17 protein-coding genes and 1 tRNA gene are annotated in these 15,000 nt (G+C 56.6%); 11 read left to right on the top strand and 7 right to left on the bottom strand.

All coding sequences use genetic code 11. From position 1 onward, the window contains the following. The first annotated feature begins 147 nt into the window (after nucleotides 1–147). A complete protein-coding gene (locus QE432_RS14300) occupies nucleotides 148–606 on the top strand; it encodes an Rrf2 family transcriptional regulator (RefSeq protein ID WP_306624702.1) in 459 nt (152 codons plus the stop codon). Between the two features lie 69 nt (nucleotides 607–675). Here QE432_RS14300 and QE432_RS14295 read toward each other — a convergent pair whose 3' ends face one another. Beyond that, nucleotides 676–993: a hypothetical protein gene (locus QE432_RS14295; RefSeq protein ID WP_003514590.1), complete on the bottom strand. Its 318-nt coding sequence runs from the start codon at nucleotides 991–993 to the stop codon at nucleotides 676–678. An 88-nt stretch (nucleotides 994–1,081) separates the two neighbouring features. Continuing rightward, the gene (locus QE432_RS14290) at nucleotides 1,082–2,479 is read right to left on the bottom strand and encodes an aminotransferase-like domain-containing protein (protein ID WP_019564491.1); all 1,398 of its coding nucleotides are present in this window, start codon (nucleotides 2,477–2,479) and stop codon (nucleotides 1,082–1,084) included. Nucleotides 2,480–2,595: 116 nt separating this feature from the next. On the opposite strand from QE432_RS14290, the gene QE432_RS14285 reads away from it, so the two are divergent. Then, a complete protein-coding gene (locus QE432_RS14285) occupies nucleotides 2,596–3,471 on the top strand; it encodes a DMT family transporter (protein ID WP_003514586.1) in 876 nt (291 codons plus the stop codon). 11 nt (nucleotides 3,472–3,482) lie between these two features. Here the strand turns inward: QE432_RS14285 and QE432_RS14280 are convergent, their stop codons facing one another. From QE432_RS14280 to QE432_RS14265, 4 genes are all read right to left on the bottom strand, one after another. Next, complete coding sequence (locus tag QE432_RS14280) at nucleotides 3,483–4,580, bottom strand: glycoside hydrolase family 25 protein (RefSeq protein WP_306624699.1); 1,098 nt, start codon at nucleotides 4,578–4,580, stop codon at nucleotides 3,483–3,485. Between the two features lie 177 nt (nucleotides 4,581–4,757). Beyond that, nucleotides 4,758–4,946 carry a YegP family protein gene (locus tag QE432_RS14275; RefSeq protein WP_003514584.1) on the bottom strand — a complete coding sequence of 63 codons (189 nt, stop codon included), beginning with the start codon at nucleotides 4,944–4,946 and terminating at the stop codon, nucleotides 4,758–4,760. Between the two features lie 86 nt (nucleotides 4,947–5,032). Continuing rightward, on the bottom strand, nucleotides 5,033–5,731 hold the full coding sequence (locus tag QE432_RS14270; RefSeq protein ID WP_306624697.1) for a type 1 glutamine amidotransferase: 699 nt from the start codon (nucleotides 5,729–5,731) through the stop codon (nucleotides 5,033–5,035). A gap of 138 nt (nucleotides 5,732–5,869) precedes the next feature. Then, entirely contained in the window at nucleotides 5,870–6,319 is a 450-nt protein-coding gene (locus tag QE432_RS14265) for a DoxX family protein (RefSeq protein ID WP_003514571.1), read from the bottom strand. A gap of 145 nt (nucleotides 6,320–6,464) precedes the next feature. Here QE432_RS14265 and QE432_RS14260 point away from each other — a divergent pair, with 145 nt between their 5' ends. Together QE432_RS14260 and QE432_RS14255 are read left to right on the top strand one after the other, a co-directional pair. Next, complete coding sequence (locus QE432_RS14260; protein WP_174049118.1) at nucleotides 6,465–6,770, top strand: SelT/SelW/SelH family protein; 306 nt, start codon at nucleotides 6,465–6,467, stop codon at nucleotides 6,768–6,770. Nucleotides 6,771–6,890: 120 nt separating this feature from the next. After that, a tRNA-Leu gene (locus QE432_RS14255) sits at nucleotides 6,891–6,977 on the top strand. 240 nt (nucleotides 6,978–7,217) lie between these two features. Here the strand turns inward: QE432_RS14255 and QE432_RS14250 are convergent. Continuing rightward, a complete protein-coding gene (locus QE432_RS14250) occupies nucleotides 7,218–7,601 on the bottom strand; it encodes a pilus assembly protein N-terminal domain-containing protein (protein ID WP_046205577.1) in 384 nt (127 codons plus the stop codon). Nucleotides 7,602–8,044: 443 nt separating this feature from the next. Here QE432_RS14250 and QE432_RS14245 point away from each other — a divergent pair, with 443 nt between their 5' ends. The 7 genes from QE432_RS14245 to QE432_RS14215 all read left to right on the top strand — a co-directional run bounded on the left by QE432_RS14245 (nucleotide 8,045) and on the right by QE432_RS14215 (nucleotide 14,974). Beyond that, nucleotides 8,045–8,233, top strand: coding sequence for a Flp family type IVb pilin (locus tag QE432_RS14245; RefSeq protein ID WP_013635300.1), 189 nt, complete (start codon nucleotides 8,045–8,047; stop codon nucleotides 8,231–8,233). Nucleotides 8,234–8,365: 132 nt separating this feature from the next. Further along, nucleotides 8,366–8,878 (top strand): A24 family peptidase, encoded by a 513-nt coding sequence (locus QE432_RS14240; protein ID WP_113157190.1) that lies wholly within the window; start codon nucleotides 8,366–8,368, stop codon nucleotides 8,876–8,878. 127 nt (nucleotides 8,879–9,005) lie between these two features. Then, nucleotides 9,006–9,812 carry a Flp pilus assembly protein CpaB gene (gene cpaB, locus QE432_RS14235; protein ID WP_003514566.1) on the top strand — a complete coding sequence of 269 codons (807 nt, stop codon included), beginning with the start codon at nucleotides 9,006–9,008 and terminating at the stop codon, nucleotides 9,810–9,812. Beyond that, nucleotides 9,809–11,392 carry a type II and III secretion system protein family protein gene (locus tag QE432_RS14230; RefSeq protein WP_013635298.1) on the top strand — a complete coding sequence of 528 codons (1,584 nt, stop codon included), beginning with the start codon at nucleotides 9,809–9,811 and terminating at the stop codon, nucleotides 11,390–11,392. Before cpaB ends, QE432_RS14230 begins: the two co-directional genes overlap by 4 nt. A 56-nt stretch (nucleotides 11,393–11,448) precedes the next feature. Next, entirely contained in the window at nucleotides 11,449–12,147 is a 699-nt protein-coding gene (locus QE432_RS14225) for a CpaD family pilus assembly protein (RefSeq protein WP_041694292.1), read from the top strand. Between the two features lie 34 nt (nucleotides 12,148–12,181). Beyond that, complete coding sequence (locus QE432_RS14220; protein ID WP_113157189.1) at nucleotides 12,182–13,468, top strand: AAA family ATPase; 1,287 nt, start codon at nucleotides 12,182–12,184, stop codon at nucleotides 13,466–13,468. Between the two features lie 33 nt (nucleotides 13,469–13,501). Beyond that, the gene (locus QE432_RS14215) at nucleotides 13,502–14,974 is read left to right on the top strand and encodes a CpaF family protein (protein ID WP_003514561.1); all 1,473 of its coding nucleotides are present in this window, start codon (nucleotides 13,502–13,504) and stop codon (nucleotides 14,972–14,974) included. Nucleotides 14,975–15,000 lie beyond the last annotated feature (26 nt).

Below are 15,000 nucleotides of genomic sequence, written 5' to 3'. Positions count from 1 at the left end.
GCACCTATCGTTCACCGAGCCGGAAGCGCCCGTTCGTTTCACGATACTTATATTGTTACATGAATTTTAGAGTCAACAGTCACGCAACTTATATTGTTACGTCATATGCTAACTGGTAATGTCGCGAAAAACAGGCGGATTTCACCGATGAGACACGACACGCGCCTTTCACGGGTGCTGCATATTCTGATCCATATGGAGAAACACGAGGGTGCGGCGACCTCTGAAAGCATCGCGGCGATGTTGCAGACGAACCCGGTGGTGGTGCGCAGAACCATGGCGGGCTTGCGGGAGCACGGTTACGTGTCGTCGGAAAAAGGCCATGGCGGTGGCTGGGTTCTGGCACGACCGCTCAGCGAAATCACGCTGCTCGATATTTACCGGGCGCTTGGCGCGCCGGAATTGTTCTCGATTGGGCTGGCAGGAGATAATCCTAACTGCGTCATAGAGCAGGCCGTCAATGCGGCCCTTTTCGACGCCATGAAAGAGGCGGCGACCATTCTCCTGTCCCGCTTCGGAAACATTACGCTTTCGGCGCTGGCGGAAGAATCGATGAGCCGCTGGTCCAGATTGTCCAACCACCCCTCCGCGATGGATCAGCTCTAACGCCGCAGAGTTGGCGCAATAAAAACCGCCTGCCGGAAGGCAGGCGGTTTTATCAGATGATCTAACCCATTACGGCTGCGTCTGCGTGCCGCCGGTATTCGGGCTTGCCGGTGCTGCATTGTTGGCAGGCGGTGTTGCCGGGACGGTCGGAGTCACGGGCGCAGGTGCCTGTTGCGTTGCCGCAGGCGGCATGGTCGAGGATGTCGTGGCCGGATCGGTGTTCGGGCCGCTCATCTGCGACCAGGCGAAAACGCCTACCAATGCGACAACGAGAATCGCCAGCCATGGCATCCAAGACGGAGACTTGCGGGCAAGCGGTTCATTGCTGATATTCAGTTCCGGACGAAGATCACGGTCCGGGCGCGGATTGTTTGGATCGAATGTCATGGTATTTCCTCCTCTTCATTCTGAGAAGAAAACGGCGTTCACGGGATTTTGTTCCGATTCTCCTCGGCCAGCACGATATGGGCGACAATTACGCGCTCTGCCTGAGGGCATCTGCCAGCACCGCCATGACCTGAGGAGCGGCCATTTGCGACACATTGAAACGCATGAAAGCGGATGCGTTCTGCGCGGAGCTGAAAACATTGCCGGGTGCCAGCACCACCTGTTGCGCCAGTGCGCGGCGTGCCACATCGGCGGCGTCGACCCCCTCCGGCAGGCGGCACCATAAGAACATGCCCGCCTGCGGTTCGATCCACGGCACACATCCAAGCGCTTTCAAACGCGCCGCCGCCTCAGGCACCGCCGCCGCGAGACGCTGTCGAAGAGCCTCGACATGCTTGCGATAACTACCGTCAGTCAAAAGCGACAGGATCAATGCAGCCGAAAAATTGGCTCCACCAAAAGCAGTGGCAATCTTGAGATCGGTCAGGGCTTCCACCCATGCCGGAGGCGCTGCGATGAAACCGCACCGCACGGAAGCAGACAGGGTTTTTGAAAAACTGCCGATCTGGACGACCCGGTTCAGACCATCGAAAGCAGCCAGCCGTGGTGCCGCCTGCGTTTCAAAATCGGCAAAAATATCATCCTCGATGATGGTGAGGCCCGCCTGTTCGGCCAGCATCAGCAGGCGATGGGCGGAAACGGCGGAAAGCCTTGCGCCTGTCGGATTATGGATCGCGGAATTGGTGATATAAAGGCGCGGCTGATGCTCTTTCACTGCCTGCTCGAAAAGCGGCAGGTCCGGTCCAGCCGGCGTATAGGGCACACCAACGATTTTCACCCGATGCGCCCGCAAGAGAGCGCGGAAGTTAAAATAGCAGGGATCATCGACAATCACCGTATCCCCTGGCTGCAGCAGGAAACGACACAGGAGATCGATCGCCTGCGTACCGGAATCGGTGAGCATGATCTGGCTGGCGCCCGCCTGTACGCCATGTTCGGCAAGTCTGCGGGACAAAAGCTGGCGTAGCGGCAACAGCCCCATCGGGCTCGCATAATCCGTCAGCAAGGAAGCATCCGCACGGGCAAGCGCCCTCATCGCCCGCCTTAGCGCTTGCTCCGGCATCCATGACGCTGGAAGCCAGCCGCAGCCGGGCTTGGCAAGCGCCGCCCCCTCGTCCAGCGCCTGGCGCGACACCCAGAGCGGATCCACCGCCCTGTCCAGCCGAGGCTCGATATCGGCCAGAGACAGGGGCGCTAGCGGACCCGCCACATAAAATCCCGAACCCGGTCGCGAGCTTATGGTGCCATCGGCAACCAGCCGGTCATAGGCCTCGACGACGGTTGAAGTGGAGACCTGCATGGCTTTTGCAAGCGCTCGAACGGATGGCAATCTGGCGCCGGGAACGAGGCTTCGCGAAGCGATGCGTTGCCGCATGCTGGTCATCACCTGTTCTATGCGCGTTCCAGTCGCGAGTTGTCCGTCCACATTTCTCTCCAACCGTACCGTCCAAATAACCATAACAGTTTCTTGAAATTGTATATGATTGTCGCTGTTTTCACCAGCCGTTCCGGATCAAGAAAGGGAAATTGCAGGAGACGGTCATGGACAAGACGACAAGCGGTTGGCTGAGCGGCCTTATCGGCGTGGTGATATTCAGCGGCTCGCTGCCCGCCACGCGGGTTGCGGTAACGGGTTTCGATCCGGTGTTCCTGACCCTCGCCCGCGCCAGCATAGCCGGCCTTCTGGCGCTCGCTTTGCTTTTTGTGTTCCGGCAAAAACGCCCGGCGCGCGATGATATGGCATCCCTTTTCATCGTGTCCTTCGGCGTGGTGGTTGGCTTCCCGCTGTTGACTGCCCTCGCCTTGCGGCACATCACCTCGGCCCACTCCATCGTCTTTGTCGGGCTTTTGCCGCTCGCAACCGCGGTTTTTGCCGTACTGCGTGGTGGAGAACGCCCGCGGCCCGCCTTCTGGTTCTTTTCCTGCCTGGGCAGCGTCCTCGTTGCCGGCTTTTCATTGTCGAATTCGCTGGCCTCCGGGCTCGGAGCCTCACTTGCCGGCGATCTCTTGATGCTGGGCGCGATTATCGTCTGTGGGCTGGGATATGCTGAGGGTGCTGCCCTTTCCCGCAAACTGGGGGGCTGGCAGGTCATCTCATGGGCATTGGTCCTCTCCCTGCCTCTGATGCTGCCGCTTGCCTTTTTCACAGGGCCGCAAACCCTCGCAGGCATCGACCCGCAGGCCTGGGGCGGCCTTGCCTATGTCTCGCTGTTCAGCATGCTGATCGGCTTCATCTTCTGGTATCGCGGGCTGGCGCTTGGCGGCATTGCCGCAGTGGGCCAGCTGCAATTGCTGCAGCCGTTCTTCGGGCTGGTGCTTGCAGCAACCCTGCTTCACGAGGAGGTCAGCCCTGCGATGATCGCCATCACGCTCGTGGTGGTGCTCTGCGTTGCCGGCGCGCGAAAATTTTCGCGCTGACGCCCGCCCCGTCAACTCGAGCGGCGGTCTACCCAGCGATGCCAGGCATCCTCGCTGCCGTTGAAGACATTGAGATCGATGCGGCCATCGACACCATGCGACAGGCCGGAGCCGGAATATTGCCAGAACAACCACTTGCGGCCGGGATAGACCACGGACGGATGCTGGGCAACGGCGCGCAGCCAGAAGGGATAGTCCTGGAACTCGCCCGTCAGATTGTCCTTATAAAAATCGGGCGCCGTATAGATAATCGGACGCTGGCCGTAATGGCGCTCCAGCTTGTCCATGAACACGCGCATCTTTTCCAGAATACGCTCACGGGAATGGCGCATCTTGCAGCTCGATTCGCCGTTATATTCCACGTCGATCACCGGCGGCAGCGCATCCGGATCGCGCGGTACGTTACGAATGAACCAATCCGCCTGCTCGCCGGCCGACCGGCACCAGTAGAAGAAATGGTAGGCGCCACGACGGATGCCCGCTTCCTTTGCACGCTGCCAGTTGGTGCGGAACATCGGGTCAAGATGATCGCCGCCATCCGTCGCCTTGATGAAGGCGAAGTTGGCACCGCGTGTGCGCAGCTGCGGCCAGTCTATATTGGCCTGCCAGCGCGAGACATCCACCCCGTGGACCTGAAAATGGCGCGGCTGGACCCTGCCGAAATTGATGGGTTTTGCATCGCTGAAGCTGGAGCGGAAAATACGCGAACGGATCTGCGCACCGGCACTGGCCGCCGGGGCTGCAGCCATGGCCAATTGCACCGGACGCTCCATCGGACGCTCTACCGGTCGTACCATTCCAGCCTGTGACGGTGAGGGCAAACGGGTTTCAAGCGCGTTCTGCGGCACGGGCGCTCGTGGGGTAACGGCTGAAAAGGCCTTTGGCTCTTCGGGCACCGGCCCGCCCCATGCCAGAACTTCCTGTCGCGGCTGGGCCGTGATGGGTTGGCTGCCCACGCTTGCCTGCGGCACCGGCGCGGATGGCGTAACCGAGCTCGTGGTTTCCTTCGACGGCAGGCCGGCCATCAGGCTTTCCGGCCCGGAACTGGACGTACAGCCACCAAGCAGAAGGCAACCGAAGAGAAGTGTTGGCACAGCCGATGAACGCATGAGAACCCGTACGCAAAACAATCCAGGGGCACTCTGACGCCGCCCGGGAACCTCGAAATACAATTGCTAACGGAAGATTATCAAAAAAGACTGAATCTTATCTTTACGCCGACACCTTCCAACGCGCCCGTCATTTCTGGCAGGAGAATGCCTCGAGGTTTCGCGAAACGGAGAGCTTCAGGCGGTCATCGTGCTCAGATCGACCGTATCGGCGCCGGGGGAATTTTTCTTGATCGATTCGATGGCATGGATGGCCGATGCCTTGGCCTTGTATCCTTCGGACGAAAACATCGTTTCCCCATTGGATGCTTTGAAGCGGAAGCGATATTCCCCGGCCCTGTCCTGATAGATTTCGAATTTATACATGATCTTGGTGCCTCCTTGGCAAACGTCGGTGAAACACACTCAATTCTGAGCGGCCTTGGCCATATTCGCAACCGATAATTGCCAGATCACACAAGCCGTACCCAGGCACGGGCAATTTCCAGACCGGTCGCATCGGCCACATCGGCACGCCCGCCACGGTGATCGCGGTAATTGTTCATCCAGCCGGGCGCCATTTTTTCGACGGAAGCAGGGAATGCCTCACACCATCCGTCGACCACGGCCGTGGATGCCTCAAAATGAAATTGCGTGCCATAGCCAGCGCGGCCAACGCGAAAAGCCTGATTTCGCGTTGCACCATTGGTCGCAAGTCTCGTCGCCTCGGGAGGAAGCGTGAATGTGTCGCAATGCCACTGAAAAATGGGAAATGTCTTGTCGAGCCCCGCCAATAGCGGATCGGACGCGCCCTCTTCCGTGAGGGATACGTCTTCCCAGCCGAATTCGGGCGGGCCGGCCAGAATATTCTCTCCGCCATAGGCGCGCGCCAGCAACTGGCTGCCGAGACAGACGCCCATCACGGCCTTGTCCGCATCGCCAAACGCTTTCATCAAAAGTGCGAGGTCTGGAAGATAGGGATAAAGTACGTCGTCAAGAGCGTTCTGCTCCCCGCCCAAAACGACGAGCGCATCGTGTGCAGCTGCATCGGGAGGAAGAGGCTCACCCGCATAGGCGCGGATGACATGCACGTCAGCCCCTGCCTCTTCCAGAGCGACGCCGATCTGTCCATGCGGCGTGTCCGCCATGTTTTCGATAATTGCAACGCGCATGGGGCCTCTTGCCGACAACGGGAAATTCGATCGGCCGGTATCGCCGATCGAATTCAGCTTCACCACGAGAAAAACGGATTTTCAAGAGGCGCAATATCGTCAGCAAGGCAATAAGCGGACAAGCCGGCCTGTGGTACCTTAAAATTCCCGCGACAGCTTCGCGTCGACGGAATGCCGGTTGCCGCCGCGGACAGCGAAGAACAGGAAAATGGCTGCCCAGAGAACTGATTTTTCCGCGCCACCCAGACCTTCCGCCTTTACGATACCGTGAAAATAGACGGTTACTAAAAGCACGATCATTGCGGCAAAGGATGCCGGCCGCGTGAACAGCCCAATGGCCACGAGAATTCCACCGAAAAATTCGGTAGCGGCCAGGAGAGGTGACCAGAATACACCCGGATAAAAGCCGAGGCTCTCCACCATGCCGACAGCCCCGAACGGATTGGCGATCTTGCCGAAGCCGTGGGTGACAAGAAGAAGCCCGGCCACGACGCGCAGAACGGTCTCCACCAGATCATGTGTCGAATTATAAAGAGGTGCGACCGCCGGAACGAAAAGACGCTGACGATTATTGTCGAACTGGGCCATGGGATCTCCGCGTTTTAGCCTTCGATGGCTTATCTGTTCGCAAAGCAGCATGATAAGAACAAGCATGCCGCAGGTAAAAACATGAGTGTCATAGTTGACATTATCGTGAGGATTATTGTCATCGGGCGCTGAAGGAGACGTGATCATGGCCGAGACCAAGCCCCGCATAACCATCCGCTACTGCACACAATGCAACTGGCTGCTTCGTGCGGGATGGATGGCGCAGGAGATTTTGCAAACCTTCGCTTCTGATATCGGCGAAGTCAGCCTCATTCCCTCAACGGGTGGCCTGTTCGAGATCACTGTTGATGGTGAAACCATATGGGAGCGCAAGCGCGATGGCGGTTTCCCCGGTCCAAAAGAGCTCAAACAGAGAATCCGCGATGTCATCGACCCGGAACGGGACCTAGGTCACGTCGACAGGACGACGCATGAAGGGCTCGACAATTAACGCGGCAACATGTTTCAACAGCGTCTAACCAAGTTTTTTCCCTTTAAAATCAATGATCGTCATAAAAGTTCAAAAAGTCTGTTGACACCGGGCGGCTGCCCTCGTACATCGCTCTCCGTCGCCCAGATGGCGGAATTGGTAGACGCGCCAGCTTCAGGTGCTGGTACTCGCAAGGGTGTGGAGGTTCGAGTCCTCTTCTGGGCACCATTCCATTTTTGATCTTAGCCAGATCAAACACTTAGACGAAAAAACAGCAACATTCAGTCCTCCTGCAAAACGCAGGGGAACATGTTGCGGTTTTTCGTTTTGCTGGCGATCAACCCCGACCTTTCCCGTAAAAACGCTACCCAGGACGAGCGCTAAGCCTTTGTCACTTTGACAAAATGCCAGCCATTCCCGCGCGCGGAATTCTGATATATTCAGACCTGGTATTGGGTTGCAGTTCGCTTAAGGCTGGGCGTCTTTGTCGCCACTGTTTTGCGAATGCTGTTCGCAATTCGGCGTACAGGAAAGCACGGTCCGTTCCGTTTGTCGAAAAACGCGAACCGTATTGCCCTCATCGATGGAGACGAGAATGCGCTCATCGACGATTGGATTGCCCTCGGCATCGAGAAGAACAAGATTCGTCGTACCGAAACTGCGCCCGGTCAACACGATCGTGGTGGCATCGGCAACCGTCGCATCGGCGACTTTCGAGTTTCCGACAATAACCTTGCTTACCGGGCGGTCGAGGCGAAGGACACGGGCGTGGTTCATCGAAACGCGCAATATATCTTCCTGAGCAAAAACAGGCTGTAACGAACCCGATAGGATGACGGACAAGCCGACCACGATTTTCGCCAGTTTTCCGGATGACACGCGTTTCGCCCCTGCTCACTACCCGCACTTACTGTGCAGCAGAATGCGTGTTTTTAGTGAATGAAGCGTTAAATGGCGGAAATCCATAATGCGAATAGTAACCATTGGCTACATTTCAAAGTTTTTTTCATTTTACTGCCCGCGCCAAAACTGAACATCCTTGTCTTATGGAGAGAACACTTGATCAAAAAAGAGAAATGGCCAACGCCGGAATATATTTGTTTATCAGCAAATATATAAGCTTATAAAATACTTTTTGTGTTTATTTACCAAACGAAACTCAACCTGCCGTTTACTTTGAGTTAATCCTATTTTTTAAGCGCTTGGAAATCGCTCAGCTGTAGTTTGAACGCAACCGAACAACGGAAAACAAGTTGTCGGCGTGCTGAACCAAACATAGAGTTAGGAGAGACCCCATGACCAAGATTTTCACTCGTTTCCTTAAAGACGAATCCGGTGCCACCGCAATCGAATATGGCCTGATCGCAGCGCTTATTTCTGTCGCTATTATCGGCGGCGCGACCGCGGTTGGCACGCGGCTTAACGCTTTCTTCACCGCGCTTTCGCAGCGTATCAATGCCAATGCGCCTGCCGCAACGAACTAAGCGTTGCTGGACCAAAAGAGGACATGCCGCCGTTAGGCGGCGTGTCTTTTTATAAAGACCTTCGGCAAAGCAACCGCAGTAAATGTAAGTAAAGCCTCCACTTTATAAACGAAAATTCCATAGGAGACGGCCGTGGTAATTGCTGCAATTTTTCTGATATTGCCTTTTTGCCTCGCTTTTGCCGCTCTGAACGATCTTTTCAGCATGACGATACCCAACAGGATAACACTTTTCCTACTGCTATCCTTTATTGTCGTTGCCCCTTTTTCCGGTATGGACTTACAGACTTTTGCGATGAGCATTGCTGCCGCTGCTGCTGTATTTTTTGCCTGCTTTATACTCTTCGCCGCCAACGCCATGGGCGGAGGCGATGCCAAGCTGCTGACCTCCGTAACGGTGTGGTACGGCTTCAACATCTCCCTCATAGAATTTCTGCTCGCAGTAACTTTCATCGGCGGAGTGTTGACGCTTGGTATCCTGCTATTGCGATCACGCTCGCAAGAAATATTGGCGATCGGTATTCCGATTCCTGATTCCCTGATGGTGGCAAAAAAAATCCCCTATGGTATTGGCATAGCCATTGCCGGTCTTTTGACTTATGGCGAAACACCTCTTGTGAAAGCTGCCATCGCCAGTCTTACCTAAGCAAACTACTTTGCGGGCAAAAATTAAAGGCTGGTTAACTACAGATTCAAGCATAATATTAACCATAATTATACCAATCACGCGCCATCCTGACGGGAGAAGAATCTGATTCCCTCAAGGATCGAGCATGAAACCGTCGCGTATCGTCATTCTGTCCGTTGCCCTGGTCGCCGCCGGTCTTGCCGGCATCGTTGCCATGCAGATTTCCGGCGCGAAGCAGGTCATCGAAAAAGCGGAAACGATCATAGAGAAGGAACCGACGGTTAACGTTCTCGTTTCCTCGGTCAACCTACCCGTTGGCAGCCGCCTGAACGATAGTTCAGTACACTGGACGCCCTGGCCCACTGGTAACGTCATCGACAGCTTCATAACGGAAGCGAAAAACCCGAACGCCATAACCGAACTATCCGGCGCTGTCGTGCGGCTGCCTTTGTTTCAGGGCGAGCCTGTAAGGCCTGAAAAAGTGGTCGATTCCAGCACCCGCATCATGTCCTCGCTTTTGCCGGCCGGCAAACGCGCCGTCGCCACGGAAATTTCCGTCTCGACAGGTGCTGGCGGTTTCGTGCTGCCGAATGACCGGGTCGATGTCATCATGGTCCGCAAGGGCGATTCAGGTCATTTTTTAACTGAAAATGTTTTGAACAATGTCCGTGTTCTGGCGATCGACCAGCAGATCAAGGAAGGCGAGGACGGCACCTCAGCCGTCGTGGGTGCAACCGCAACGCTCGAACTCACACCCGAACAGGCCAAAATCATCACCGTGGCGCAACAGATGGCGGATCGCCTTACGCTTGCTTTGCGCTCAGTCGCCGATGCGCAGGAAAACGACACGCTTTCAGCAGGTTACCTTCTCAACGGCGGCTCCGGGCAGCCGGAGATTCAGGTGATCAAATCCGGTTCGATCGTCAAAGCCGGACAGGGAGCATCGCAATGACCGGGGGTTCCATGGCAAAGCGCATTAAACAACACCTGCATTCCTCAATGGCGGGCAGCCTTGCATTTTGCCTGGCTTTTTCAGGTATTCCGGGTCAGCACTCACCCGCGTTTTTGCGTATCAGCGAAGCCGAGGCTCAAAGCGCGAGCATCGTGCGGATCACCGAAAGCGGTAGTGGCATTCGCAAGCGCCTGAAGCTCGGTCTCAACAAGGCACTGGTCATCGATCTGCCGGAGGATGCCCATGATATTCTCGTCGCCGATCCGAGCCTTGCCGATGCCGTAACCCGTACGTCCAAGCGCATCTATCTGTTCGGAAAAACGGTGGGCCAGACCAATATCTTCATTTTCGGAGATGGCGGGCGCGAAATCGTCAGTCTTGATCTTGAGGTCGAGCGCGATATCTCCGGGCTTGAGGCCAATATCCGCCGTTTCATTCCCGAATCGGACATCAAGGTAGAGATCGTTTCCGACAACATCGTTCTCACGGGATCAGTGCGCACACCTCAGGATTCGGCACGCGCTGTCCAGCTTGCCGAAGCATTTCTGAAAGGCGGCGAGGCCACCACGCGCAACATATCTCTCACGGGCGGCAACAATGGCGGTGACGCGGCGATTTTTGCCGAAAACCGGCAGACATCGCAGATTGTCAATATGCTGACGATTGAGGGCGAAGATCAGGTGACGCTGAAAGTCACCGTTGCTGAAGTTAGCCGGCAGGTGCTGAAACAGCTTGGCTTCAATGGTTCCATCAGCAGCTCGACAAGCAATAACGGTTTCGAATTTTCAAATCCGTCCAATCTCGGAAATGCAATTAGCGGTGCGTCGCGAATAGCCAGTGGCGCGATTGGCTCCGGCTCGCTCAACTTTGCTTCCTATCTCAACGCCATGGAACAGGCGGGTGTCGTGCGCACTCTGGCCGAACCGAGTCTTACCGCCATCTCCGGCGAACAGGCCAAGTTCTACGTGGGGGGCGATTTCCGTCTGCCTGCAGAGCAGGAAGTTACCATCGACAAGGATACGGGCCAGCCAACCATAACGCGTACCACCAACACGGTCGACTACGGCATCACGTTGAACTTCAGGCCCGTCGTGCTTTCACCGGGACGGATCAGCCTTAAAATCGAGACCAATGTTTCCGAGCCGACATATGAAGGCAACGTTGTAACCGGAAATGCGGGCCGCACCATCCCAGGCTCAACCTACATGTCTATCCGCAAACGTGAAACCTCGACAACAGTCGAACTTCCGTCCGGCGGCTCGATTGTGATCGCAGGTCTTGTCCAGGACAATATTCGCCAGGCCATGTCTGGACTTCCAGGCATTTCCAAAGTCCCGATCTTCGGCACGCTTTTCCGCAGCAAGGATTTCATCCGCAACGAGACGGAGCTTGTCATCATAGCAACGCCCTATCTGGTACGTCCTGTTGCGCGCAACCAGATCGCCCGGCCGGATGACAACTTCAACCCGGAAAACGATGCCGCCATGTATTTCATGAACCGTGTCAACAAGGTCTATGGCCGCAAGGACCAGGTTCAGGCGGCTCCCTATCAGGGATCAGTGGGGTTCATCTACAAATGACGACACGCGCACGAAATCCCCTTTTCACAGCAAGCCCGGTCCGGGCAGGAAACGCCATGCAGGAAAACCCTTCCTCCTTTTCCTCAAGCCTGCCGGGCAGACGGGCAGGTCTCGTCGCCATGGTGACGGTGACGCTTGCCGCCGGCCTGTTGCAGGGTTGCGCACGCGACCCGATGACGACCAACGCCATTCCTGACGACTACCGCACGCGCCATCCGATCACCCTGTCGGAAGCCGAGCATTCGCTGGATATTCCGGTATCAGCAGGCGATAGCCGGCTGACCACGGCAATGGCGGATAATGTCCGTGGTTTCGCCCAGAATTACGCCTCGATGTCGACGGGAATCGTCAATATCCAGATGCCATCGGGATCAGCCAACTCGGCAGCGGCTTCAAAAATGGCGAGACAAATCCGCTCAGCGCTTTCCGGCGCTGGTGTGCCCTCTGGCAAGATCATGGAAACACGTTACGCTGCATCCCCGAATGGCGACGCTGCCCCCATCCGCCTGAGCTATGTGGCCGTTACCGCCATGACCGGGCAATGCGGCCAATGGCCCGAAGACCTTTCCGACAATACCTTTGCCAACAAGAACTGGTACAATTTCGGATGTGCCTCCCAGAGCAATCTCGCGGCACAGGTTGCCAACCCCATGGATCTGGTTGGCCCGCGTGGCATGAGTCCGATCGACGCGGAGCGCCGAGCAGTGGTGATTGACGCCTATCGCAGCGGCAAAAACACGGCGACGCCAAATTGACGCGGTTCCAACAATTGTCAGGGCAGGAAAGATGATGAGCGCTGTAGAATACCATATCAAGTCAAGCGGCGACGCGGAAGCCGAACAGTCGGCGCCGCGTGCCTCGGATATGGATCGCCTGCGGCCCCTGCCCCGCATATCCGTCCATGCCTTCTGCGTCAGCGAAAACATGCAGCGCGTGATGGATGCCTTGTCCAGTGACAGGCGGATGAGCAAGGTCAGCCTGCGGGTAACCAAGGGCGACATCAACGCGGCGGCGACGATGTTTTCCGCCTCACCAACGCCCAACCTCATCGTTCTTGAAACAGCAAGCTCACCGTCTTCTCTGCTGGATGATCTCGCTCCTCTGGCGGAGGTCTGCGACCCCACCACCCGTGTCATCATCGTTGGCCGGCACAACGACATAACGCTTTATCGCGATCTCATCCGCAACGGCATTTCCGAATATCTCGTCGCACCGATCAACATGGCCGATCTATTGGCCTCGATCGCGACGATCTTCGTTGATCCGGAAGCGGAGCCGCTCGGTCGCAACATCGCCTTTATCGGTGCCAAAGGCGGGGTGGGCTCGTCGACGATCGCGCATAATTGCGCCTTCGGCATCTCTACCCTCTTCTCCACCGAAACCATTCTGGCGGATATGGATCTTGCCTATGGCACGGCCAACATCGATTTCGATCAGGATCCCGCTCAGGGCATGGCGGAAGCGGTGTTTTCGCCGGAACGGCTGGACGAGGTGTTCCTCGACCGTCTGCTGACGAAATGTTCCGACCACCTCTCACTTTTGGCCGCACCCTCTCTCCTCGACAGGACCTATGATTTCGATCGTCAGGCGTTTCTGCCGATTCTTGAGGTCCTGCAGCGCAGTGCGCCCGTCGCCGTTCTCGACCTTCCCCATCAATGGTGTGACTGGACGCGGGCGGTGCTTGCGGAAGCCGACGAGGTGGTCATTACGGCGGTTCCGGATCTCGCAAACCTGCGCAATACGAAGAACCTGTTCGACGCGCTGATAAAACTGAGACCCAACGACAAGTTACCGCATCTCGTTCTCAATCAGGTCGGCATGCCGAAACGCCCGGAGATCGCCCCTGCGGATTTTCTCGACCCACTGGAAATCGAGCCGGTCGCCATCATTCCGTTCGACACCCAGCTGTTCGGAAATGCAGCCAACAGCGGACGCATGATCAGCGAGATGGACGAAAAATCCCAGATCGCGGAAACGTTCTCGCAAATTGCCCATACCATTACAGGCCGTACCATTCTGCGCAAAAACAAGCGCGGCGGTCTGGACAAGCTCAAGAATATTCTCAAGCGCAAATAGGCTCCCTTTCTGGGCCTTTAGACGGAAACGCCGATGTTCGGAAAACGCGGGCCAGAAGGCCCAGCCAGAACCATAAAGCCGGATTTTGTCGCGCCTGCCATACAGCAGGTGAAGGCAACACCTGAGCCGCGATCTCTGGCGATCGACACTTTGGAGCCCGGCCAATCGCCTGCAACGCGGCAGGCACAATCTCCCATGCAATCGCCGCAGAAAAAGCGTGCCCGCACGGAAGATTATTACAATACCAAGGGCCAGGTCTTTTCCGCGCTCATCGATACGATCGACCTTTCGCAGCTCGCCAAGCTCGACGCGGAGAGCGCACGCGAGGAAATTCGTGATATCGTCAACGACATCATCACGATCAAGAATTTCGCCATGTCCATCGCCGAGCAGGAAGAGCTGCTCGAAGACATTTGCAACGACGTTCTTGGTTATGGGCCGCTGGAGCCGCTTCTCGCACGCGATGATATTGCCGATATCATGGTCAACGGTTCCGGCCAGACCTTCATCGAAGTCGGCGGCAAGACCATCGAATCCGACATTCGGTTCCGTGACAATGGTCAATTGCTTTCCATCTGCCAGCGCATCGTCAGCCAGGTGGGCCGACGCGTGGACGAATCGAGCCCGATATGCGACGCCCGCTTACCCGATGGATCGCGTGTCAACGTCATCGCACCACCGCTCGCCATCGATGGTCCGGCGCTTACGATCCGAAAATTCAAGAAGGACAAGCTTACGCTAGACCAGCTGGTGCGTTTCGGCGCGATCACGCCTGAAGGCGCGACCCTGCTCAAGATCATCGGCCGCGTCCGCTGCAATGTCGTCATCTCTGGTGGTACCGGCTCGGGCAAGACCACGCTTCTCAATTGCCTGACGAGCTTTATCGACAAGGATGAACGTGTCATTACCTGTGAGGACACCGCCGAACTGCAACTGCAGCAACCGCATGTGGTGAGGCTGGAAACGCGCCCGCCGAATATCGAAGGTGAAGGTGAGATCACTATGCGTGATCTGATCAAGAACTGCCTTCGTATGCGGCCTGAACGTATCATCGTCGGCGAAGTGCGTGGACCGGAGGTTTTCGACCTTCTTCAGGCGATGAACACCGGCCACGACGGATCGATGGGAACGCTCCACGCCAATACGCCGCGGGAATGCCTCAGCCGTATCGAATCGATGATCGCCATGGGCGGGTTTACCCTGCCGGCAAAGACGGTACGCGAAATCATCTCGGGCTCTATCGATATCGTCATTCAGGCCCAGCGCCTTCGCGACGGCTCGCGCCGGATAACGCAGATCACCGAAGTGATCGGCATGGAAGGCGACGTCATCGTGACCCAGGATCTAATGCGATACGAAATTGACGGCGAAGACGCGCATGGCAAGCTGATCGGCAAGCATGTCTCCACGGGCATCAGCAAACCTCATTTCTGGGATCGCGCGCGCTACTATGGCGAGGAAAAACGCCTGGCCACCGCGCTCGACGAGATGGAAAAGACATCCTAGAGCAAGTCTTGTTTAAACGGAATCGT

It is taken from the genome of Agrobacterium sp. SORGH_AS_0745, assembly GCF_030818995.1.
GTDB lineage: Bacteria > Pseudomonadota > Alphaproteobacteria > Rhizobiales > Rhizobiaceae > Agrobacterium > Agrobacterium tumefaciens.
This window is presented reverse-complemented; position numbering and strand designations above follow the sequence as displayed.